Below are 22,974 nucleotides of genomic sequence, written 5' to 3'. Positions count from 1 at the left end.
CCGGGCAAAGGATAACCGCAGGTCAGGCGGGCGCCCGGCCGAGGCGGCCGAGCAGCCACTGCTGGAAGCGCCGCACCGCCTCGCTGTCTTCCATTTCCTCGCGGATCGACAGGTAGTGGCGGCTGTTGCGCAGTACCACCTGCTCCTGGATCGGTCGCACCAACTGGCCCTGCTCCAGCAGCGCCGCCACCAGGTGATTCCAGCCCAGGCTGATGCCCTGGTGCGTCAGCACCATGCCGATGATCAGGTTGTAGTCGTTGGCATTGAACAGCGGCGGACTCCCGGCCGGACGCTCGTCCAGATCGACGCCCTGGAAGGCCAGCCAGACGCCCCAGTCGACGTGTTCGGCCACCTGGGAGCGACCGTAGGGACTGAGGTTGAGCAAGGCCGCGTCGCGCACCCCTTCGAGGGTGCGGATCTGCGGATGGCGTTCGAGATACAGCGGCGAGCACACCGGATAGATGATGTCGTGGAACAGCGCCGTGCTGCGATAGCCGTCGCGCACCTTGGGCATCTTGGTGATGAAGACGTCCGGCTGCACCCCGGGCTCCATGGCCAGGAAGTTCTGGGTGGTCACCAGATTCAGTTCGATCTCGGGATGGCTGGCGAAGAAGTCCGGCAGATGCTGGGACAGCCACAGCGCCGAGAAGGCCGGCGAACAGCACAGGGTCAGCATGTGCCTGGCGGCCTGGTTACTGCGGATGCGCTCGGCAGCCTGGGCGATGTTGACGAAGGATAACTGGGCCGCATCGAAGAACAGCTCGCCCGCCGGAGTCAAGGCCACCGCCCGCCCGACCCGGCTGAACAGCTGGGCACCGAGATAGCCCTCCAGTTCCCGGATCTGCCGGCTGATCGCCGCCTGGGACACGCACAGCGCCTCGGCGGCCCGGGTGAAGCTCGCGTACTTGGCCGCCGCGACAAAAGCCTTCACCGCGCGCAACGACGGCATTTTCAGCAGCAGCGTATCGGGATCGACGGATTTGGACATCGTGACTCTCGATGAACGGAAAAAGAGCTGGCAGCCATTATTGGCCGCGACCACCCGACCTTGGAGCCCCTGGAGACAGCCGGCATATCTCACGGCGACACCTCTGGCGCGCTCAGCGAAATCATAACGTGGCGTTATCACTTCGCGGCTGGAAATGTTGTTGGATTTGCCCGGGGTCAGCTTATAGATTTGCTGGAAAGCCCCGTTCCGAGGGCCACCAGAACAATAAGAAGGGACCGCCGTCGTGAAGACAGACACCCGTTACCTCTGCCCAGCATCTCTCATCAATCAGAACTGCACAGCGGTAGTGACTGCCTGTGCTGGGCGCGAAGGAGGCATGGCATGACTCGCTCCGACGAAATCATCTCGGTCCGCAACATCTACAAGGTGTTCGGCTCTCAGGCGGACACCGCCATGGCATTGGTCAGGGCGGGGGCGTCCAAGGCGGAGGTGTTCGAGAAGACCGGCCAGGTCATCGGCGTCTTCGACGCCAACTTCTCGGTCATGCGCGGCGAGATCTTCGTGATCATGGGCCTTTCCGGTTCGGGCAAGTCGACCATGGTGCGGCTGTTCAATCGCCTCATCGAACCCACCTCAGGTTCCATCTTCCTCAACGGGCGGGAGATCACCGGGCTGAGCGATAAAGATCTGCTGCAGGTTCGCCGCAAGGACATGGGCATGGTGTTCCAGTCCTTCGCCCTGATGCCGCACATGACGGTGCTCGACAACGTCGGTTTCGGTCTGCAGATCAGCGGCGTGTCCGAGAAGGAGCGTAACAGCCGCTCCACCGTCGCCTTGCGTCAGGTCGGCCTGGCCGGCCAGGAAAACTGCTATCCGCATCAGCTCTCCGGCGGCATGCAGCAGCGCGTGGGCCTGGCCCGGGCGCTGGCCAACGATCCGGCCATCCTGCTGATGGACGAAGCCTTCTCGGCGCTCGATCCGCTGATCCGCCACGAAATGCAGGGCGAGCTGATCAAGCTGCAGCAGGAACAGGACCGCACCATCATCTTCATCTCCCACGACATCGAGGAAGCGGTCCGTATCGGCCACCGCATCGCCATCATGGAAGGCGGCCGGGTAGTGCAGATCGGCACCCCGCGCGAGTTGCTGTGCAATCCGGCCAACGACTACGTGCGCACCTTCTTCAATGGCTTCGATTCCAGCCGCATCCTCAAGGCGGGCGACATCGCCCAGCGCGATGCGCAGATCGTCTATATGCCCGGTCGCGAAACCCCGATCACGGCGGACACGCCGATCAAGGACATCTTCGGCACCGTGGCCCGGGCCAGCGCACCGGTGCCGGTCGTGGACGCCGCCGGCGCCTATCAGGGCTGCATCTCCCAGGGTCGCCTGCTGAGCTATCTCGGCGGCCACTGATCGCTGTTTTCCTTTGTTGAGGGCGCGCAGGCGCGCCGGAGGCCCCGCTCATGTCCGATTTCAGCATTCTCGATCCCTTCAAGACGATCACCGTTCCGGTGGGCTCCTGGGTGGAAGCCGCGTTGCGCTATCTGGTGCACAACTTCCGCGAGGTGTTCCGCTCCATCCGCTGGCCGGTGGACCAGGTCCTGGACGGCATCCAGGCCACGCTGATGTCGGTGCCACGACCGTGTTCATCCTGCTGGCCGCCCTGCTCGGCTGGCAGATCGGTGGTCGCCGCATCGGCATCCTGACCCTGACCATGCTCACCGCCCTGGGGCTGATCGGCGTCTGGAACGACGCCATGGTCACCCTCGCCCTGGTGCTCACCTCCCTGGTGTTCTGCGCGGTGATCGGCATCCCGCTGGGCATCCTCAGCTCCCGCAGCAATCGCCTGGAAATGTGCATCCGCCCGCTGCTGGACGCCATGCAGACACTGCCGGCCTTCGTCTACCTGGTGCCGGTGGTGATGCTGTTCGGCATCGGCAACGTGCCGGGGGTCATCGTCACCATCATCTTTTCGCTGGCGCCGCTGGTGCGGCTGACCAACCTGGGCATCCGCCAGGTGCCGGAAGACAAGATCGAGGCCGCGCGCGCCTTCGGCTGCACGCCGTGGCAGATGCTGGTCAAGGTCCAGCTGCCGCTGGCGGCGCCGACCATCATGGCGGGGGTCAACCAGACCCTGATGCTGGCGCTGTCGATGGTGGTGGTGGCCTCGATGATTTCCGTCGGTGGCCTCGGCCTCATGGTCCTCGGCGGCATCGGTCGTCTGGACATGGGCCTGGCCAGCGTCGGCGGTATCGGCCTGGTGCTACTGGCGATCTTCCTCGATCGCTTCACCCAGGCCATGGGCGAGCGTAGCGCCCACCTGGCGACCGGTCAGCGCTGGTACCACAGCGGCCCGGTCGGCCTGGTGGTGCGTCTGGTCGGCAAGAAAAGAGTGCTGCCGCAGCCGGTTACGCCTTGAACCTGCCTTTCACCGAAGAACATCAACTCACAACGACAGGTACTCCATGAATCTCTCCGCATGCAAGAAAGCGCTCCTGACCGGCGTCGCCGCCGCCCTCCTGGGCCTGGCCCTGAGCACCGCGGCCCATGCCGCCAGCGCCGACAAGCCCGGTGCCGGAGTCAAGGTCACGCCGATCTTCCCCACCATCGCCGAAGAACGCTTCCGCGGCGAGATTGCCATCGCCGGCCTCAAGGCGCTGGGCTATGACGTCCAGGCCCCCAAGGAAACCGACTATCCGGCGCTGTTCCTGGCGCTGTCCTATGGCGACGCCGACTTCACCGTACACATGTGGGAACACCTGCACGCCGCCTTCTATGACAAGGCCGGTGGCGACGACACCATGGTCAAGGCTGGCAACGTGATGCCGGGCGTGCTGCAGGGCTTCATGATCGACAAGAAGACCGCCGACCGGTACGGCATCAAGGACGTATCGGACTTCAAGAAACCTGAGATCGCCAAGCTGTTCGACAGCAACGGCGACGGCAAGGCCGATCTCACCGGCTGCAATCCCGGCTGGGGCTGCGAGCTGATCATCGAGCACCAGCTCAAGGCCTATGGCCTGAACAACACCGTCACCAACAACCGCGGCTCCTATTTCGCGCTGATGGCCGACACCCTCCAGCGCTACAAGGACGGCAAGCCGATCCTCTATTACACCTGGGTACCCCAGTGGATCTCCAACGTCCTGGTCGAGGGACGTGACGTGGTCTGGCTGCCGGTGCCCTTCACTTCGCTGCCCGACGGCAAGAACGACGTGAACACCACCTTCGAGGGCAAGAACCTGGGCGCGCCCATCGACAACGTCAAGGCCGTGCTCAACAAGGAATTCGCCGAGAAGAACCCGGCCGCGCTCAAGTTCCTGTCCGAGGTACAGCTGTCGACCGCCGACGAGAGCGCCCAGAACCTGCGCATGCAGCAGGGCGAGAAGTCGCTGGACGACATCAAGCGGCAGGCGGCCGAGTGGATCAAGGCGCACCAGGCCGAGTGGGACCGCTGGCTGGCGGACGCCCGCGCCGCTGGGCAGAAGTGATCGCCTAGACGGCGCCAGCGCGCTGTGACCGGGCAGTAGTCGGGCACAGCGCCACCACGACGTACCGGACCGCCGGGCCTGAACGGCCTGAGCCCGCGGCCCGGTTCTGAACGACCTCAAGCGACATCCTGCCTCCTCGGGAGGCGGGCAAGCCCTGCGCGCCTCGCGTTCAGGCCAGACGCTTCACCAGAGACGGTTGCGCACCATGAAAGTCCAAGCCCTGCCCGCCGACGACAACAGCTGCGGCTGGTACCACACCAGTGCCCCGCGCACGCCCCGCCCCAGCCATCGCGGTCACAGCCAGGCCCCCTGGGTGGTGGTCGGGGCCGGGTTCACCGGGCTCGCCGCCGCACGGCAACTGGCGCTGAATTTCCCGGATGACGAGGTGATCCTGGTGGAAGCCCAGGAGGTCGGCCTGGGGCCGGCGGGCCGCAATGCCGGCTTCGCCATCGACCTGCCCCATGACATCGGCGCCGAGGACTATATCGGCGACATCCGCATCGCCCGTACCGTGCTCAAGCTGAACCTGAGCGGCCAGGCCTCTCTGCGCCAGCAGGTGGAGCGCTACGGCATCGATTGCCAGTTGAAGGCCTGCGGCAAATATCAGGCCGCTGTCGAGGAACGCGGCCTGGCGGTCCTCGACGCCTACCGGCGCGGCCTGGACAAGCTCGACCAGCCCTACCAGATGATCGAACGCGAGACCCTGCCCGAGTACCTGGGCACGGACTTCTATCAGCGGGCGCTCTACACCCCTGGCGCGGTGCTGATCCAGCCCAGCGCCCTGGTCAAGGGCCTGGCCGACAATCTACCGGCCAATGTCACGCTCCATGAGCGCACCCCGATCCTGGACGTGGACTATGGCCCGCGCCCCGAGCTGCGGCATGCCGCTGGCCGTATCACCGCGGGCAAGTTGGTGCTGGCCAACAATTTCTTCGGCCAGCACTTCGGCTTCCTGCAGGGGCGCATGCTGCCGATCTTCACCTACGGCAGTCTCACACGGCCGTTGACGCCCGACGAGCAGGCGCTGCTGGGCGGCAGGCCCTACTGGGGCGCCATCCCCGCCGACCCGTTCGGCACCACGGTGCGGCGTACCCCCGATCAGCGCCTGCTGATCCGCAACAGCTTCAGCTTCAACCCCGACGGGCGCAGCAATCCCAAGCATCTGCAGCGAGTGCTGCAGCGGCACCAGGCCTCCTTCGCCCGCCGCTTCCCGATGCTGCCGCAGGTGACCTTCGACTACACCTGGGGCGGCGCCCTGGCCATGACCCGCAACCACAACGGCTTCTTCGGCCAGCTGGCGCCCAACGTCTATGGCGCCCTGGGCTGCAATGGCCTGGGCGTCACCCGCGGCACCGCCACCGGCAAGCTGCTGGCCGACTGGCTGGCCGGCGAACGCGACGAACTCATCGATTTCCTGCTGGCCGGGCCCGGCCCCAACGCCAATCCGCCACAGCCGTTCCTCTCGGCCGGCGTCAACTTCAACCTCTTGTGGGGGCAGTACCGCGCCGGCTGCGAAAGCTGACGGCGGCTCCCCGCTGACATCCGTGCAACCTCTGGAGGCTCCACCCATGAACTTCGACGGCATCTATACCCCGGCCATCACCCCGCTCAAGGCGGACGGCGCCATCGACCAGGCCGGTTTCGCCCAGGTCCTGGAATACCTGATCGAGTCAAAGGTGCACGGCATCGTGGTCGGCGGCTCCACCGGCGAGTACTACGCCCACAGCGGCGTAGAGCGCCTGACGCTGATCGCCCAGGCCTGCGACGTGGTGGGCCAGCGCCTGCCACTGGTGATCGGCACCGGCGCCATCCGCACCGAGGATTCGGTGGTGTTCGCCCAGGCGGCCCGCCAGCACGGCGCCGACGCCATCCTGGTCGGCACCCCGCCCTATGCCCTGCCGACCCAGCAGGAGATCGCCGAGCACGTGCTGACGGTGGATCGCGCCGCCGACCTGCCGATCATGCTCTACAACTATCCGGGGCGGATGAACATGGCCATGGGCGAGGACTTCTACGCCGCCATCGCCGGCTGCCGCAACGTCCAGTCGATCAAGGAAAGCAGCGGCGACATGGCCGCCCTGCACCGCCACGCAGTGAAGCGCCCGGACCTCCAGCTTTCCTGCGGCTGGGACGACCAGGCCCTGGAATTCTTCGCCTGGGGCGCGCGCAGCTGGGTCTGCGCCGGCTCCAACTTCGTGCCGCGCGAGCACGTGGCACTCTACCAGGCCTGCGTGCTGGAACAGGACTTCGCCAAGGGGCGCCGGATCATGGCAGCCATGCTGCCGCTGATGGATTACCTCGAAGGCGGCAAGTTCGTGCAGTCGATCAAGTACGGCTGCGAACTCGCCGGCCTGCCCAACGGCGGCGTGCGCGCCCCGCTCAAGGGCATGACCGCAGCCGAGCAAGCCGAACTGGCGCAGGTGATCACCGCGCTGAAGAACAACGTCGCCCATATCGTCCAGGGAGCCTGACCATGACCGATCTCTTGAGCCAAGCCGCCTACGCCGACCTCGCCGCCACCGTCGAGCTGCGCAACCAGGCCTTCATCGACGGCGCCTTCGTCGCCGCCCGGAGCGGCCAGACCTTCGTCACCACCAACCCCGCCACCGGTGCCGAACTGGCGCGGGTGGCCGCCTGTGGCGCCGCCGATGTGGACGTCGCCGTAGCCGCCGCCAAGACCGCTTTCGAAGATGGTCGCTGGAGCGGTCTGCACCCCTCCGCGCGCAAGGCCGTGCTGCAGAAATTCGCTGCGCTGCTGGAAGAACATGCCCATGAACTGGCGGTGGTCGAGAGCCTCGACAGCGGCAAGCCGGTGCGCGAGTGCCAGACCATCGACGTGCCGGAGACCATCAACACCCTGCGCTGGCACGCCGAGCTGATCGACAAGATCTACGACGCCACCGCCCCTACCGGCGCCGGCGCCATGGCCATGGTGGTACGCGAGCCCATCGGCGTGGTGGGTCTGGTGCTGCCGTGGAACTTCCCGCTGCTGATGCTGGCCTGGAAGATCGGTCCGTCGCTGGCTGCCGGCTGCTCCATCGTGGTCAAGCCGGCCAAGGAGACCACCCTGAGCGCCCTGCGCGTGGCCGAGCTGGCCCACCAGGCCGGGGTGCCGGCCGGTGTGTTTAATGTCGTGCCCGGCGGCGGCAAGGAGGCCGGCGAACCCATCGGCCGGCATCCGGATATCGCCGCGGTCAGCTTCACCGGCTCCACCGACACCGGTCGGCTGTTCCTCAAGTACGCCGCCGAATCCAACCTCAAGCGCATCGTGCTGGAACTGGGCGGCAAGAACCCCGCGGTAGTGATGAACGATGTCGAGGATCTCGACCAGGTCGCCCAGCACGTGGTCAACGGCGCCTTCTGGAACATGGGCGAGAACTGCTCGGCGTCGTCGCGACTGATCGTCCATCGCGAGATCAAGGACGCCTTGCTGGAGCGCGTCCAGGTGCACCTGCAGGACTGGCAGCTGGGCGACCCGCTGGACCCGGAAAACCGCCTGGGCTCGATGGTCAGCAAGGCGCACTTCGACAAGGTGCGTTCCTACCTGGAACACGCCAGCGAGCAGCAGCTCAAGGTGGTGACCGGTGGCGCGACCCGCGACGGCGTCTACGTCGAGCCGACCATCGTCGACGGCGTGGACCGTGACAGCCGCCTGTTCCGCGAAGAGATCTTCGGCCCGGTGCTGAGCGTGACCCCCTTCGACACGATCGACGAAGCCCTGCAGCTGGCCAACGATACCGCGTACGGTCTGGCCGCCTCGGCCTACACCGGCAATCTGCGCAACGCCATCAAGCTGGCGCGGGGCATCCGCGCCGGCATCGTCACTGTCAACTGCTTCGGCGAAGGCGATGCCTCCACCCCCTTCGGCGGCTACAAGGAGTCGGGTTTCGGCGGGCGCGACAAGTCGCTCTGGGCCCACGACCAGTACACCGAGATCAAGACCATCTGGATCGACGCGTCTTGATCTCGGGTTAAACACGCTACCCGGTCCGCTGCCGCAGGGCAGCGGACCGCCCTCCCTGCCTGGCCGCGCTCGACGTCAGTACCTTGGCTGATCACGTGGCGGCGGTTCGCCGTTCGCGACTGCGCCGGTCACGTTGGCTAGCGCTCGCCGGGCGTCGCCGCCCCATAGCGAGGACGGGCGGGTCCGCTCGCGCACCGACGACCGCCATCCCACCTGGCGCCCTTAGCCTGCTAAGCTTCGCCGCTTTTTTGCCGCCTGCCCGCGCAGGTGGCGGCAGGGCGATGCATGCACCGCCTTGCGACCCATGACCGCGAATGGCCGCCAGAGCCAACGTCCGGCCCCTTCAACTGCCAGCTGGAAACCCCATGTCCACCGCCTCTCCGCGTCTGCAGCGCCGGCTCAAGCCCCGTCACCTCAACATGATCGCCATCGGCGGTTCCATCGGCACCGGCCTGTTCGTCGCCTCCGGCGCCACCGTGGCCACCGCCGGCCCGGGCGGCGCCCTGGCGGCCTATGCGCTGATCGGTCTGATGGTCTATTTCCTCATGACCAGCCTCGGCGAGATGGCCGCCTACCAGCCGGTGTCGGGCTCCTTCTCCATCTATGGCAGTCGCTTCGTCGAAGACGGCTTCGGCTTCGCCCTGGGCTGGAACTACTGGTACAACTGGGCGGTGACCATCGCCGCCGAACTGGTGGCGGCGCAACTCGTGATGGGCTTCTGGTTTCCCGAGGTGCCGGGGCTGATCTGGAGCGCGCTGTTCCTCGCGCTGATGTTCCTGCTCAACGCGGTGTCGGTGCGTGGCTTCGGCGAGAGCGAATTCTGGTTCGCGCTGATCAAGGTGGCCACCGTGGTGGTCTTCATCGGCCTGGGCCTGGCGGCCATTCTCGGCATCTTCAGCGGCATCGAGCCGCCGGGTCTTGCGGTGTTCACCCAGGGCGAGGCGCCCTTCGTCGGTGGTCTGCAGGCCATGGTCGGGGTGGCCATGATCGCCGGCTTCTCCTTCCAGGGCACCGAGTTGATCGGCATCGCCGCCGGCGAATCGGAAGATCCGCGCAAGAACGTGCCCATCGCCATCCGCCAGGTGTTCTGGCGCATCCTGATGTTCTATGTGCTGGCGATCTTCGTCATCGGCATGCTGATCCCCTACACCGATCCGCGCCTCTTGCAGAACGATGCCACCGACGTCTCCGTCTCGCCCTTCACCCTGCTGTTCGAGCGCGCCGGCCTGGCCTTCGCCGCCAGCCTGATGAACGCCGTGATCCTCTCGGCGGTGCTCTCCGCCGGCACCTCGGGCATGTATGCCTCGACCCGGATGCTGCACAGCCTGGCCGAGCAGGGCAAGGCGCCGCGCCTGTTCGCCCGCGTCTCGCGCAGTGGCGTGCCGCGCAACGCCCTGTTCGCCACCACCGCGGTGGGGGCCCTGTGCTTCTTCACCTCCCTGGTGGGCGACAAGGCGCTCTATGGCTGGCTGCTCAACACCTCGGGCATGTGTGGTTTCATCGCCTGGCTGGGCATCGCCGTGTCCCACTATCGCTTCCGCCAGGGCTACCTGGCCCAGGGTCGCCGCCTGGAAGACCTGCCCTATCGCGCCAAGCTGTTTCCCTTCGGGCCGCTGCTGGCCTTCGCCCTCTGCCTGGTGATCACGCTGGGGCAGAACTATGCCGCCCTGTTCGGTCCCAAGGGCGTCGACTGGCTGGGCCTGGCCGCCACCTACATCAGCCTGCCGCTGTTCCTCGCCGTCTGGCTGGGCTACCGCTGCAAGCACCGCAGCCGGCTGGTGAAGCTCAAGGACATGGACGTCAGCCCGAGCGGCGACTGAACGACCACCCGCGAAACCCGCCGTGCCGGCTGCGCCCGGCGGGTCCCGTGCTAGCATCCCGGACCTTCCGGTCGACTCGCCAGCGCTGCCATGGGCAACACCCTCGCCTCCCAACTGATTCCCGACATCCTCACCTACATCGCCTCGCACCAGCTGGCGGTGGGCACCCGGCTGCCCGAGCGTACCCTGGCCGAGCGCCTGCGGGTGTCGCGCTCGCCGGTGCGCAGCGCCCTGCAGCAGATGGCCGACCAGAGCCTGCTGGCGCGGCATCCCGAGGGCGGTTTCGCCGTGGCCGCCGCGGCCCTGGACGCCACGCCCCAGGCGCGCGAAGAGGTGTCCGCCAGCGAACGCCTGTACCTGACCATCGCCCGCGATCGCATCGAAGGCGAGTTGCCGCTGAAGGTCACGGAAAACGAGCTGATCCGCCGCTACCAGGTCACCCGCGGACAACTGGCCGACATCCTGAGGCGCATCGTTCAGGAAGGCTGGGCCGAGCGCCTGCCAGGCTATGGCTGGAGTTTCGTCGAAGGCCTCACCTCGCCCGACGCCTATGCCCAGAGCTACCGCTTTCGCCTGCTGCTGGAACCGGCCGGCATCCGCGAGGCCGGCTTCACCCTGGATGCCGGCGAATTGCGCCGCTGCCGCGACGAGCAGGAGCTCCTGGCCAAGGGCCGGGTGTTCGAGGCCTCGCCCGCGGAGATCTTCGACGCCAACACCCGCCTGCACGAGACCATCGCCCGCTGCTCGGGCAACGCCTTCATCCTCGATGCGCTGCGCCGGCTCAATCGCCTGCGTCGCTTGATCGAATACCAGAAGTCCGTGGATCGCGAGCAGGCCCAGCGCCGCTGCCAGGAGCACCTCGAGCTGATCGATCTGCTGCTGGAGGATCGCCGTGAAGACGCCGCGGTCTTCATGACCCGCCACCTCGGCAACGCGCTGCAGGAAAAGCAGGCAACGGCCGCGCGCTGAGCCTGCGGCGCCAAGGGCCTGCCCGCCAGGGCGCGGGAGCGTTAGACTGGCGGACTTTCCCGTTACCCGAGTCCGCCATGCCGATCCGTCACGCCATCGTCCATCTGATCGACAAGAAGCCCGACGGCCAGCCCGCGACCCTGCACGCGCGGGACGCCGAACTGGCCGACTCCCAGGCCATCGAGAATCTGCTGGCCGATCTCAACGACAGCTACAACGCCAAGCCGAACAAGGCCTGGGGCCTGTTCCACGAGGAATCCGGCGCCTATCCCTTCAGCGGCTGGCTCCATGCCTACCTGGAAGGCGAACAGGATTTCGTCGCCTTTAGTCGCCAGGCGGTGGAGCACCTCAAGGGGCTGATGGAGAGCAGCAACCTCTCCACCGGCGGCCATGTGCTGTTCGCCCAGTACCAGCAGGGCATGACCGACTACCTGAGCATCGCCCTGCTGCACCACAGCGAGGGGGTGACCGTCACCGAGAGTCTGGAAGTGGCGCCGGCCAAGCACCTGGACCTGGGCCAGCTGCACCTGGCCGCGCGGATCAACCTCTCGGAGTGGCGCAACAACAAGCAGTCGCGCCAGTACATCTCCTTTATCCGCGGCAAGGGCGGCAAGAAGGTCTCGGATTACTTCCGCGACTTCATCGGCTGCCAGGAAGGCGTCGACGCCAAGGGCGAGACCCGCACCCTGCTCAAGGCCTTCAGCGACTACGTGGAGAGCGAGGACCTGCCGGAAGAGGCCGCCAAGGAAAAGACCGACACCCTGGTGGACTACGCCAGCAGCCAGGCCAAGCGCGGCGAGCCCATGGCCCTGGATGCCCTCTCCGAACTGATGGACGACGAAGCGCCGCGTGCCTTCTACGACTACATCCGCAACAAGGACTACGGTCTGGCGCCGGAGATCCCGGCGGACAAGCGCACCCTCAACCAATTCCGCCGCTTCACCGGTCGCGCCGAAGGCCTGTCGATCAGCTTCGAGGCGCACCTGCTGGGTTCGCGCATCGAATACGACGAGGGTCAGGATCTGCTGATCATTCGCGAGGTGCCGACCCAGCTGAAAGACCAGCTCAAGCGGCGCAAGGACTAGGCTTGTCCGAAAAGTCGCCGAGCGCAGGCACTTTTCACCCAAGCCCTAGTGACCGCCGGGCCGCTGGACACCTGGGGTTGCAAACGCGATCACCGATCGGGCGCCCCCGGCTGGACAGCGGCCGGCCAAAGGGGGCACAAGATGTCCCTTCTTTTCCTTATCTGCCGAAAAAGTCGAAACCATGAGCCAGTACCCCTTCGAACGCCGCATCGTCATCACCCTGCAATCGAACAACGAACTGACGCTCGACGCCGCCCTCGACCAGGCCGTGTCGCGCATCAAGCAGGGCGAGATCCACGGTGGTGACGAAGGCCTGGCCACCGCCTACAGCTTCCATGTGGACACCGTCGCCGAAGGCCCCTCCGGTCCGGTGGACCTGGGCGAATACCTGGGCCGTCCGGCGACCAAGGCCGAGCAGAGCGTGGTGGACGCCGGCGTGGTCCCGCGCTTCCGCCTGGGGCAGGAGGTGGCCGTGCAGCTGGGCAATGGTGCGATCAAGCCCAGCAGCATCCAGGAAGTGCGCCTCTTCCCCCAGGTGGAAGGCCCCTGCTGGCTGTACCTGGTGGAAGAGCGCGTCCACCGCGACTACCTGCCGGCGAAGAAGCTGCGGGCGATCTGAACACTGGTTGCTGGGAGCGTTGGGCTTCGCTGCGCTCAACCCAACCTACCGACCGCGTAGGTTGGGTTGAGACGGCTCCATCGTCGAAGCCCAACAGGCAGGGTCGGACCTCGGGACTGCCTGACCTCAACCGCCGTAGGCGGCGATCTGACGATAGAGCGACAGCGAAGGCGCCGCCGTCGCGCCGGTCATCTGGGTGAGAATACTGCCATCCAGCGCGGTGCTCGCTTCGGCGTCCTGCCCGTCCGCCGGTTGCGTCGTCCATTGGGGTGCGCCATCCGCCCCGGTGGTGACGTTGAAGGTCGGCGCCGACAATTGAGCGGCTTCTTGAGCGGCAGCGGTCGCCACGCCGCCGGGGCTCAGGCCGTCGATGAGGTGGCTGCTCAACTGATTGGGTTGCCAATCCGGCATGCCGGGATTCAGCGTACCGAGGATGCCGGCGTCTTCCGTGGCGGCGGGTGCCCAGTTCCAGGAAGCGGCTCCCTGAGCCTGCGGGGAGAGCCCGGAAAAGGCCACGTTGGCGCCATCGGTGCCGCGCTGCACCCCTTCGAAATAGGCCAGCTGACGTTCAGCCGAAGTAAAGGTGCCGGAATCGTCGCTGGCGATACGCGTCAGGCTGTCGCTGTCCAGATTGGCGAAGGGATCCTGGGTGGAGGCGTCGGCATAGCGACTGTCGTCCTGGTAATAGCTCACCAGCAGGTGATTGGCCGCCTGCTTGGCCAATTGCACGCGGTCGGCACTGGCGCCCTGGGGCAGTTCGCCGAGCACGGCGGCGTCGGTGCCCTGGCTGCGGATCTGCTGCTGGAGGATCTGCATGAAGCCGTCGAGATCGGCATTGCCACTCGACTGCCCCGGCAGCAGGCCGGCGATCAACTGGGCGGCGGGCGACAGGTCCACGGCGACGGCGCTGCCACCGGACGCCTCGCCAGCCTGGCCGCTGTCGGCCGTGGAAGTTGTCTGGTTGCCTGTCGCGCCTGGACGGGCAGGCTGAGTCCCTGCCGTCGTCGTCTGCATCTGGCTGTCGATCGCCATCACGTCTGCACCCTCCGGCCGCCCGGGCGGCTCGCCTCAGCGTCCTTTATGCCAGGGCAGCCTTAGGCTTTGCTTAGCGCCGGAGGAAAGCGGCAGGAGAATGCAGGCGTCGCGACCGACCCTAGGCCCGGCGCTCCCAGACCTCGCAGGCGTAGGCCGGACGGTCTGCTTCGGCCGCGTGCTGCTGGCGCGAGACGAGTTCCCACTCGGCCTCGTGCCAGTCGGGAAAGAACACATCCCCGGCCGGCGCCAGGGCGACGCGGGTCAGGTAGAGGCGCTGGGCCACCGGCAGGGCTTCGGCGAACAGCTGGGCGCCACCGATCAGCATGATCTCGCTGGCCTCACGGTCCCGCGCCCAGGCCTCGGCGCGCTCGACGGCAGCGGCCAGCGACGTCCGCACCTCGGCACCTTCGGCCACCAGATCAGTCTGACGGGAGACCACCAGATTCAGCCGGCCCGGCAACGGGCGGCCCAGGGAATCCCAGGTCTTGCGACCCATGACCAGCGGCTTGCCGAGGGTCACGGCCTTGAAATATTTGAGCTCCGCCGGCAGGTGCCAGGGGAGCCGATTGTCGATGCCGATGACGCCGTTGTCGGCCACGGCGACGATCAGGCTCAGGGGAAGAGAGGTTTTCATGGTGACAGAGCATAACAGAGGCGTTAACAGCCAGGGCGCCAGGGACTATGCTCGGCGTCTTTGCCGCAAGGGCGCCGACGCGTGACCGCACTCCCCTCTCCCGCCTTCGAAGACCTCTGGCTCACCGAAGCCCTGCGCCTGACCGAGGAAGACAGCGGCCCGCTAGAAGACGCCGAGGCCAATCGCCAGGCGCGAGTGGCAGGCGGTCCCTTCGAGACGCGGCTGGTGACCCGCGCCCGCCTGCTCGCCCAGCGCGACGGCCTGCGGGCGGCGCGGCGCCGCTGGCGCCAGGGCGCGGTGCTGGCCGCCTGGCTGCTGGGCATCGTCGCGCTGTTCTGCGGCGCGGGGCTCGCCGCCGGGGCCCTGGGTGACGGCAGTCGCCCGGTCAATGTGTTCTGGGCGCTGGGCAGTCTGCTCGGTCTCAACTTGCTCAGCCTGCTGGTCTGGACCCTTGGCCTGCTGGGCGGCGGTCGACAACTGGCCTCGCCGCTGGCGCGCCTCTGGCTGTGGCTGTCCGGCCGCCTGGCGCGCGATGCCCGGGCCCTGCACCTGGGGCCCGCGCTGGTCGGACTGCTCGGCCGCGCCCGTCTGCTGCCCTGGGCGCTGGGGGGCCTGGTCCACGGCCTCTGGCTGCTGATCCTCGGCAGTGCCCTGGCCACCCTGCTGGCGCTGCTCTCCGGACGCAGCTATCTGTTCGCCTGGGAGACCACCCTGCTCGGCAGCGATACCTTCGTGCTGCTGACCCAGGTGCTCGGCGCCCTGCCCCAGCTGCTGGGTTTTCCGCTGCCCGATCCGGCCAGCATCGTCGCCAGTGGCGATGCCGCCAGCCCCCTGGCCATGGCACGTCAGGCCTGGGCCGGCTGGCTGCTGGGCGTGGTGCTGGTCTATGGCCTGCTGCCACGGCTGCTGCTCACCCTGCTCTGCCTGTGGCGCTGGCGACGCGGTCGCAAACGGCTGCGGCTGGACGTCGAGCGCCCCGGCTACCTGCACCTGCGCGAACGCCTGCTGCCCACCAGCGAACGCCTGGGCGTGAACGACGCCGCCCCCGCACAGCTGCCCCAGCAGGACGCCGGCGGCCTCGCCCGCACCGGCGACGAGGCGCTGCTGGTGGGCATCGAACTCACCGACCATACCTGGCCGCCGCCGCTGCCCGAGGGCGTGCGTGACGCCGGCATCCTCGACGATGGCCAGGGCCGGCGCCATCTGCTCGAACAGCTGACCCGCTATCCGGCGCGCCGCCTGCTGATCGCCTGCGATCCGCGCCGGTCGCCGGATCGCGGTACCCTGACCTTGCTGGCAGAATTGTCGCGCTGCGCCACGGCGACCCGCGTCTGGCTGTTGCCCGCCCCCCTGGGCAGCAAGCTCGACCCGATCCGCCTGGACAACTGGCGCCAGGCGCTGGACGCCCTGCGTCTGGCACACTGCGCAGGCGATCTCGAAGAACTGGCCTGGCTGGAGACGAATCCATGAGCGCCCCCCTGCGCCTGGCGCTGGTCGGTCATACCAATGTCGGCAAGACGTCACTGCTGCGCACCCTGACCCGCGACGTCGACTTCGGCGAGGTCTCCCACCGTCCCAGCACCACCCGCCATGTCGAGGGTGCCCGGCTGTCGGTGGACGGCGAGGCGCTGCTGGAGCTCTACGATACCCCCGGCCTGGAAGACGCCATCGCCCTGCGCGACTATCTGGAGCAACTGGAACGACCCGGCGAGCGCCTGGACGCCGCCACCCTGCTCGACCGCTTTCTCGACAGCGTGGAAGCCCGCCAGAGATTCGAGCAGGAAGCCAAGGTGATCCGCCAGCTGCGCGCGTCCGACGCCGGGCTCTATGTGATCGACGCCCGCGAGCCGGTGCTGGCCAAGTACCGCGACGAACTGGCGGTGCTGGCCGGTTGCGGTCGGCCGCTGGTACCGGTACTCAATTTCGTCGCCGCCGACGGTCATCGCGCCGACGACTGGCGCGCCACCCTGGCCCGTCTCGGCCTGCATGCCCTGGTACGGTTCGATAGCGTCGCCCCGCCGGCGGATGGCGAGGCGCGTCTCTATGAAAGCCTGGCGACCCTGCTGGAAAGTGGCCGCCCGGCGCTGCAACGCCTGATCGCCGACCATGCCGAGCAGGCGCGCCGCCGCCATCAGCAAGGCGTGCGACGGATCGCTGAATTGCTGGTGGACGCCGCCGCCGCCCGACGCAGCGTGGCGCCTGGCGAAGCTGAGGTGAATACCGCGACCGCCGAGTTGCGCGACGCCCTGCGCACCCGCGAACAGCGCTGCGTTGAAGAACTCCTGCGACTGTTCGGCTTTCGCCCGGGCGATGCCCATGCCAGCGACCTGCCGCTGCTGGACGGTCGCTGGGGCGATGACTTGTTCAATCCGGAAACCCTGCGCCTGCTGGGCATCCGCCTGGGCGGCGGCGTGGCGGCCGGGGCCGCGGCTGGGGTCGGCCTCGACCTGCTCGCCGGTGGCCTGACCCTGGGCGCCGCCACGGTACTGGGCGCCCTGGCTGGCGGCCTGGCCCAGACCGGTGGCCACTATGGCCGGCGGCTGTTCGGCAAGCTGCGCGGCGGGCGGGAGCTGTCCATCGACGATGCCGTGCTGCGGCTGCTGGCGTTGCGGCAGCGGCAACTGCTGGCGGCCCTGGAGACCCGCGGCCATGCCGCCCAGGGCGCCATCGAGGTGGCCGCCCCCGACGAGCAGCGCTGGCGCGAGGGCAAGCTGCCCGCCGCCGTACAGGTGGCCCGGGCCCACCCGGAATGGTCGGCGCTCAATCCACGCCCGCGCCTGCAGGCCGACGATCGCCAGAGCCGGATCGACGAGATCGCCGCGGCCCTGGACGCCGACGCCTAGCGGCCTTCCACCTCGGCGAGAAAGATCGCCACCGTGGCCATGCAGGCTTCGCGTTCTTCCACATGGGGCATATGGCTGGAATTCTCGAAGATGCGCCAGCGTGCGTCCGGTATGAGCCGGTCGAAGGGCTCCACGCAGGCCGGCGTGGCCTCGTCGTGACGCCCGGAGATCAGCAGCGTCGGCACCTGGATCCGCGCCAGCCGCTCGATCACGCTCCAGTCCCGGAGACTGCCGATCACATGGAATTCGGTGGGGCCGTTCATGGCGTGATAGACGGTGGGATCGGCGTCGATGGCGGCGAAGGTCCGCGCCACCTCGGCCGGCATGGGCTGCACCCGGCAGACATGGCGGTCATAGAAGACCTGGCTGGCGGCGCGATACTCCGGAGAGTCGGTGGTGCCGGCGGCCTCGTGGCGCTCCAGGGTGGCCTGCACCTCGGGCGGCAACTCGGCTCGCAGCCCTGTCGCAGCTTCGCGCCAGAGCGCCATGGACGCAGGCGAATTGGCGATGATCAACCCCCGCAGTCCTGCAGGCTGACGCACCCCGTGCTCGGCAGCGAGCATTCCTCCCCAGGACTGGCCAAGCAACGCGTACTGGCGGATACCCAGGTGGCGCAGCAAGTTGTTCAATTCGTCGAGAAACAACGCCACCGTCCAGAAACCCGGATCGATGCCGCGCAGGTGGGTGGAACGGCCATTGCCCAACTGGTCGTAATGCACCACCGGCCAGCCGTGCTCGGCCAGATCCTTGAAGCTGTCGACATAGTCGTGCGTACAACCCGGTCCGCCATGGGCCACTACCAGCGGCAGCCGCCCACTGGTCAGGTCACCGGTGACCCGGTACCAGGTCTGGTGACCCTGGAAATCGGCGTAGCCTTCTCGAACCTGCATGGATGCCTTCCTCGTCTGGATGGGAACGGGGTCAGGCTAGCGGGCGGGCGGCAGGGGGATAACTGGGAAAAGTTGTAGGTTTGGGGGTAGGCTGAGCCGGGGCACAAGCGGATCACTCACGCCGGATGGCCCTCCCGCGCGAACAGCCCCCTCTCCCGCTTGCGGGGGAGGATTGGGGTGGGAGCTAGGTCGCCAAGCTGATTCGCGGTGTATTCGGACGCTTTTTGTTCCGCCCTCGTCGGGCGGGTTACTTTTTTCAATTGCCAAAAAAGTAACCAAAAGGCTCGCCCCAATTGGCCGGTCCTGCGCCTTGCGCAGGATGCCCTCACGCCAGTGCCGCTCCAGCGGGCCGTGGCCGAAGGGCGGCGGAGCGCGGGGACCTGGAGGATAAGTTTCCTACACAAGGATTGAGCCCCGCGTAGCGTGGATGACGGCGCAGCCTCATCCACCAAAACACCTGGGAGAAGTCAGTGCGACTTGAGCCCCGCCGCCGTCAGCACCAACCGCAACACCCAGGCCACCACGCCCAGGGCCACCAGGCTGCAGGCCCAGATGCCGGCCATCCAGGCCAGGCGCTGCCAGAGCGGCTTGTTGTCCGCGGGGTTGGGTTCGCGCGAGCGGCCGACCATCAGTGGTAGCCCTCCCCCGCGCGTACCTTGCCGCGGAACACGTAGTAGCCCCAGAAGGTGTACATCAGGGTGATGGGGATGATGAACAGGGTGCCGATGAGCAGGAACAGCTGGCTCTGCGGCGGCGACGAGGCCTCCCAGATGGAAACGCCCGGCGGGATGATGTTCGGCCAGAGGCTGATGCCCAGACCGCTGTAGCCGAGGAAGATCAGCGCCAGGGTCAGCAGGAAGGGCGCATGGTGCGAGTCATCGCGCAGGATGGCACGCAGCAGGGCCAGGGTCACCACGCCCACCAGGATCGGCACCGGCAGGAACCAGACCAGGTTGGGCATGCTGAACCAGCGGGCGGCGATGGCCGCCTGGCTCAGCGGGGTCCAGATGCTCACCACCGCGGTGAAGGCCAGCAGCAGGAACAGCAGCGGTTTGGTCAGACGGCGCATGGTGGCCTGCAGCGGACCCTCGGTCTTCATGATCAGCCAGGTGCTGCCCAGCAGCGCATAGGCGGCGATCACGCCCAGGCCGCAGAACACCGAGAAGGGTGTCAGCCAGTCCAGCGGGCCGCCGACATACTGGCGATTCTCCACCGGGAAGCCTTCGATGAAGGCGCCCAGGGCCACGCCCTGGCAGAAGCTGGCCAGCAGCGAACCGAAGATGAAGGACTTGTCCCACAGGGCCTCCTTGCCTTCCTGGACCTTGAAGCGGAATTCGAAGGCCACGCCGCGGAAGATCAGGCCGATCAGCATGAAGATCAGCGGCAGGTACAGCGCCGGCAGGATCACCGAGTAGGCCAGCGGGAAGGCGCCATAGAGCCCCGCCCCGCCGAGCACCAGCCAGGTCTCGTTGCCGTCCCAGATGGGTGCCACGGTGTTCATCATGACGTCGCGATCTTCCTTGCCCTTGACGAAGGGGAAGAGGATGCCGATGCCCAGGTCGAAGCCGTCCATGACCACGTACATCATGAGGCCGAAGATGATGATGATCGCCCAGATCAGCGGGAGGTCGATGCCAGGGATGCCGTTCATGTGCGGTCTCCGGTCAGCTGGTCATTGGGATTGTCTTCTTCCAGGCCGCCATCGGCGCCGGACAGCGGACGCTTGGGATGGCGATCGGTACCGGGGCCACCGGTGGTGGAAAGATCACCCTCGCCGGTGTGCGGACCCTTGCCGATCATGCGCAGGGCATAGAGGGTGCCGATGCCGAACACGGCGAAATAGACCACCACGAAGGCCACCAGGGTGATGCTCAGCTGGGTGACGCTGTGGTTGGACACCCCGTCCTTGGTACGCAGGAGGCCGTAGACGATCCACGGCTGGCGGCCCACCTCGGTGGTGAACCAGCCGGCCAGCAGGGCGATGAGGCCGACCGGCCCCATGCAGGTGACCAGGCGCAGGAAGCCGCGGGTCTCGAACAGCGTGCCGCGCCAGCGCAGCCAGGCGCTCCACAGGCCGGCGGCGATCATCAGCATGCCCAGGGCGACCATGATGCGGAACGACCAGAACACCACATAGGCCGGCGGCCGGTCTTCCTTGGGGAAGTCCTTGAGCGCCGGGATCGGCTCGGTGAGGCTGTGCTTGAGGATCAGGCTGCCCAGCACCGGGATCTCGAGTTTGAAGCGAGTTTCCTCGCGCTCCATGTCCGGCCAGCCGAACAGGATCAGCGGGGTCGCCTCGCCGGGGGGATTCTCCCAGTGGCCTTCCATCGCGGCGATCTTGGCCGGCTGGTGCTCCAGGGTATTGAGGCCGTGGGCGTCACCGACGAAGGCCTGGATGGGGGCTACCAGCAGGGCCATCCACATGGCCATGGAAAACATCTTGCGTACCGCCGGGTTGTCGTTGCCGCGCAACAGGTGCCAGGCCGCCGAAGCGCCGACCAGGAAGGCCACCGACAGGTAGGCGGCGATGGTCATGTGCGCCCAGCGGAAGGGGAACGACGGGTTGAAGATCACCGCCAGCCAGTCCACCGGGACGATGCGGCCGTCGACGATCTCGTAGCCGCTCGGGGTGTGCATCCAGCTGTTGGAGGACAGGATCCAGAAGGTCGACATCAGGGTGCCGATAGCCACCATCACCGTCGAGAAGAAGTGCAGGCCGCGGCCCACGCGGTTCCAGCCGAACAGCATGACGCCGAGGAAACCGGCCTCGATGAAGAAGGCGGTGAGCACCTCGTAGGTCAGCAAGGGGCCGGTCACGGCGCCGGCATAGTCGGCGAAGCCGCTCCAGTTGGTGCCGAACTCATAGGCCATCACCAGACCGGACACCACGCCCATGCCGAAGAAGATGGCGAAGATCTTCAGCCAGAAGTGATACAGATCCTTGTAGACGTGGTTGTCGGTCTTCAGCCACAGCCCTTCGAGCACGGCGAGAAAGCTCGCGGTGCCGATGGACAGCGCCGGGAAGACGATGTGGAAGGACACGGTGAAGGCGAACTGGATCCGGGCGAGATCCAGGGCTTCGAGGCCGAACATAGCTATTCCTCTCAGGCACGCCGGCCGTCGAGAGCAGCCGGTCGAGTTGACGCTGACCGAGGTTCGAACCTCCGGCGTCGCCGGGGGTTCTAGCGGGACGCTAAAAAGGCGCCACCGCGGCTAGCCCAAAGGGCCAGGTCGGAAGCTGACGGGGATCAACGTCAGGCTTTAGAATAGTCCTCCTCGATACATTTGCTTACGTGGTTCGATGTCGCATCGGGCAGGCTGTCGCACCCCCGCAGTTGTATGACGATCAGCCTCGGGGTGGCTTAAGATGCCGCCTCTGCCCTCGCGAGCCCCCTGCCATGTCCGGCGATACCCTGCAGCTGCGTCACCACCGTCCCTTCGTCGCCTTCTGGTTCGCCCGCATCTGCACCGCCGGCAGTTTCCAGATGCTCACCGTCGCCATCGGCTGGCACCTCTATTCCCTCACCGGCAATGTGCTCGACCTCGGCCTGGTGGGGCTGGTGGAATTCCTGCCACGGGTGCTGTTCATGCTGCACACCGGGCATGTCGCCGACCGCTACGACCGCCGCCGGGTCGCCGCCCTCTGCCAGGCCGGCCAGGGACTGATCGCCCTGGTGCTGCTGGTGGGCAGCCTCAACCAGGCGGTGACCCGCGAACTGATCTTCATCCTGGCCTTCTGCCTGGGCACCGCCCGCGCCTTCGAGCAACCCACCACCCAGGCGCTGCTGCCCAACATCGTGCCGCCTTCGATCTTTCCCCGCGCCATCGCCGCCGCGGCCTCGGCCATGCAGGGCGCCACCATCATCGCCCCCGCCCTGGGCGGGCTGCTCTATGCCCTGGGGGCCGCCTGGGTCTATGGCCCGGCGTTGGTGCTCTATGGCATCGCCATCCTGCTGGTCTCCAGCCTGCCGGCGCGGCAGACGCCCAGCCAGAAGGAAAAGCCGACCCTGGACAACCTGCTGGCCGGCATCCGCTTCATCAGGAGTCGCCCGGACGTGCTCGGCGCCATTTCCCTGGATCTCTTCGCCGTGCTCCTGGGCGGCGCCACCGCCCTGCTCCCGGTGTTCGCCGCCGACATCCTGCTCACCGGACCCTGGGGCCTGGGCCTGCTGCGCTCGGCACCGGCCGTGGGCGCCCTGGGCATGTCCTTTCTGCTCGCCTATGTCAGTCTCAATCGCCACGTGGGCCGCATCATGTTCGGCTCGGTGGCGCTGTTCGGCGTGGCCACCATCGCCTTCGGGCTGTCCACCTCGCTATGGTTCTCGCTGGGCACCCTGGTGGTGCTGGGCGCCGCCGACATGGTCAGCGTGGTGATCCGCAGCTCCTTCGTCCAGTTGGAGACCCCGGATGCCATGCGCGGCCGGGTCAGTGCGGTCAACGGCCTGTTCATCGGTGCCTCCAACCAGCTCGGCGAATTCGAGTCGGGGGTCACTGCGCACTTTTTCGGCACGGTGCCCGCGGTGGTGCTGGGTGGCGTCGGCACCCTGGTGATCACCGGGGCCTGGATGAAGCTGTTCCCGGGTCTGGCCAGGCGCGACCGGCTGACGGAGCCACGTCAGGACAGCTGAATCCAGCCCTGTCCTCCCAGGGGCCATTCATACCCAGGGGATGA

At 67.2% G+C, this 22,974-nt stretch carries 19 protein-coding genes and 1 pseudogene; 13 read left to right on the top strand and 7 right to left on the bottom strand.

What is annotated here, in order from left to right; all coding sequences use genetic code 11:
• Positions 1 to 22: 22 nt before the first annotated feature.
• The gene (locus tag RCF34_RS21725) at positions 23 to 988 is read right to left on the bottom strand and encodes a LysR substrate-binding domain-containing protein (protein WP_308710049.1); all 966 of its coding nucleotides are present in this window, start codon (positions 986 to 988) and stop codon (positions 23 to 25) included.
• A gap of 342 nt (positions 989 to 1,330) precedes the next feature.
• On the opposite strand from RCF34_RS21725, the gene RCF34_RS21720 reads away from it, so the two are divergent.
• The 10 genes and pseudogenes from RCF34_RS21720 to RCF34_RS21675 all read left to right on the top strand — a co-directional run bounded on the left by RCF34_RS21720 (position 1,331) and on the right by RCF34_RS21675 (position 12,900).
• A complete protein-coding gene (locus RCF34_RS21720; RefSeq protein WP_308710048.1) occupies positions 1,331 to 2,365 on the top strand; it encodes a glycine betaine/L-proline ABC transporter ATP-binding protein in 1,035 nt (344 codons plus the stop codon).
• Positions 2,366 to 2,415: 50 nt separating this feature from the next.
• A pseudogene (gene proW / locus RCF34_RS21715) lies at positions 2,416 to 3,371 on the top strand (glycine betaine/L-proline ABC transporter permease ProW).
• Between the two features lie 46 nt (positions 3,372 to 3,417).
• A complete protein-coding gene (gene proX, locus RCF34_RS21710; RefSeq protein WP_308710047.1) occupies positions 3,418 to 4,443 on the top strand; it encodes a glycine betaine/L-proline ABC transporter substrate-binding protein ProX in 1,026 nt (341 codons plus the stop codon).
• A 205-nt stretch (positions 4,444 to 4,648) separates the two neighbouring features.
• Complete coding sequence (locus tag RCF34_RS21705; RefSeq protein ID WP_308710046.1) at positions 4,649 to 5,965, top strand: FAD-binding oxidoreductase; 1,317 nt, start codon at positions 4,649 to 4,651, stop codon at positions 5,963 to 5,965.
• A gap of 46 nt (positions 5,966 to 6,011) precedes the next feature.
• A complete protein-coding gene (locus tag RCF34_RS21700) occupies positions 6,012 to 6,914 on the top strand; it encodes a dihydrodipicolinate synthase family protein (protein WP_308710045.1) in 903 nt (300 codons plus the stop codon).
• 2 nt (positions 6,915 to 6,916) lie between these two features.
• Positions 6,917 to 8,407 (top strand): aldehyde dehydrogenase, encoded by a 1,491-nt coding sequence (locus tag RCF34_RS21695; protein WP_308710044.1) that lies wholly within the window; start codon positions 6,917 to 6,919, stop codon positions 8,405 to 8,407.
• Positions 8,408 to 8,772: 365 nt separating this feature from the next.
• Positions 8,773 to 10,227, top strand: a complete 1,455-nt coding sequence (locus tag RCF34_RS21690) for an amino acid permease (protein ID WP_308710043.1) — start codon at positions 8,773 to 8,775, stop codon at positions 10,225 to 10,227.
• Positions 10,228 to 10,317: 90 nt separating this feature from the next.
• Positions 10,318 to 11,196 carry a GntR family transcriptional regulator gene (locus tag RCF34_RS21685; protein ID WP_308710042.1) on the top strand — a complete coding sequence of 293 codons (879 nt, stop codon included), beginning with the start codon at positions 10,318 to 10,320 and terminating at the stop codon, positions 11,194 to 11,196.
• A gap of 77 nt (positions 11,197 to 11,273) precedes the next feature.
• Complete coding sequence (yejK, locus tag RCF34_RS21680) at positions 11,274 to 12,281, top strand: nucleoid-associated protein YejK (RefSeq protein ID WP_286733243.1); 1,008 nt, start codon at positions 11,274 to 11,276, stop codon at positions 12,279 to 12,281.
• A gap of 181 nt (positions 12,282 to 12,462) precedes the next feature.
• Entirely contained in the window at positions 12,463 to 12,900 is a 438-nt protein-coding gene (locus RCF34_RS21675; RefSeq protein WP_308710041.1) for a hypothetical protein, read from the top strand.
• Between the two features lie 126 nt (positions 12,901 to 13,026).
• On the opposite strand, the gene RCF34_RS21670 is transcribed toward RCF34_RS21675, so the two are convergent.
• Both RCF34_RS21670 and RCF34_RS21665 read right to left on the bottom strand, forming a co-directional pair.
• Positions 13,027 to 13,932 carry a hypothetical protein gene (locus tag RCF34_RS21670; protein WP_308710040.1) on the bottom strand — a complete coding sequence of 302 codons (906 nt, stop codon included), beginning with the start codon at positions 13,930 to 13,932 and terminating at the stop codon, positions 13,027 to 13,029.
• Between the two features lie 121 nt (positions 13,933 to 14,053).
• A complete protein-coding gene (locus tag RCF34_RS21665) occupies positions 14,054 to 14,569 on the bottom strand; it encodes a dihydrofolate reductase (protein WP_308710039.1) in 516 nt (171 codons plus the stop codon).
• Positions 14,570 to 14,650: 81 nt separating this feature from the next.
• Between RCF34_RS21665 and RCF34_RS21660 the strand changes: the two genes are divergently transcribed.
• Both RCF34_RS21660 and RCF34_RS21655 read left to right on the top strand, forming a co-directional pair.
• A complete protein-coding gene (locus RCF34_RS21660) occupies positions 14,651 to 16,039 on the top strand; it encodes a DUF2868 domain-containing protein (RefSeq protein WP_308710038.1) in 1,389 nt (462 codons plus the stop codon).
• Positions 16,036 to 17,412 (top strand): GTPase/DUF3482 domain-containing protein, encoded by a 1,377-nt coding sequence (locus tag RCF34_RS21655; protein ID WP_308710037.1) that lies wholly within the window; start codon positions 16,036 to 16,038, stop codon positions 17,410 to 17,412. The genes RCF34_RS21660 and RCF34_RS21655 overlap by 4 nt, the downstream gene beginning before the upstream one ends.
• Here the strand turns inward: RCF34_RS21655 and RCF34_RS21650 are convergent.
• The 4 genes from RCF34_RS21650 to RCF34_RS21635 all read right to left on the bottom strand — a co-directional run bounded on the left by RCF34_RS21650 (position 17,409) and on the right by RCF34_RS21635 (position 21,395).
• A complete protein-coding gene (locus tag RCF34_RS21650; protein ID WP_308710036.1) occupies positions 17,409 to 18,302 on the bottom strand; it encodes a proline iminopeptidase-family hydrolase in 894 nt (297 codons plus the stop codon). The two genes, RCF34_RS21655 and RCF34_RS21650, sit on opposite strands and share 4 nt — an antisense overlap.
• A 467-nt stretch (positions 18,303 to 18,769) precedes the next feature.
• Positions 18,770 to 18,931: a DUF2474 domain-containing protein gene (locus tag RCF34_RS21645; protein ID WP_017640936.1), complete on the bottom strand. Its 162-nt coding sequence runs from the start codon at positions 18,929 to 18,931 to the stop codon at positions 18,770 to 18,772.
• On the bottom strand, positions 18,931 to 19,953 hold the full coding sequence (gene cydB / locus RCF34_RS21640; protein WP_308710035.1) for a cytochrome d ubiquinol oxidase subunit II: 1,023 nt from the start codon (positions 19,951 to 19,953) through the stop codon (positions 18,931 to 18,933). Before cydB ends, RCF34_RS21645 begins: the two co-directional genes overlap by 1 nt.
• Entirely contained in the window at positions 19,950 to 21,395 is a 1,446-nt protein-coding gene (locus RCF34_RS21635; RefSeq protein ID WP_308710034.1) for a cytochrome ubiquinol oxidase subunit I, read from the bottom strand. The genes cydB and RCF34_RS21635 overlap by 4 nt, the downstream gene beginning before the upstream one ends.
• Before the next feature lie 305 nt (positions 21,396 to 21,700).
• Here RCF34_RS21635 and RCF34_RS21630 point away from each other — a divergent pair, with 305 nt between their 5' ends.
• Positions 21,701 to 22,930, top strand: a complete 1,230-nt coding sequence (locus RCF34_RS21630) for an MFS transporter (protein ID WP_308710033.1) — start codon at positions 21,701 to 21,703, stop codon at positions 22,928 to 22,930.
• Positions 22,931 to 22,974: the final 44 nt, after the last annotated feature.

Origin of the sequence: Pseudomonas sp. 102515 (assembly GCF_031085165.1) — a bacterium.
Classification (GTDB): Bacteria; Pseudomonadota; Gammaproteobacteria; order Pseudomonadales; family Pseudomonadaceae; genus Chryseomonas.
Note: the sequence above shows the minus strand (reverse complement) of the source record. Positions and strands in the feature narration are given on the sequence as shown.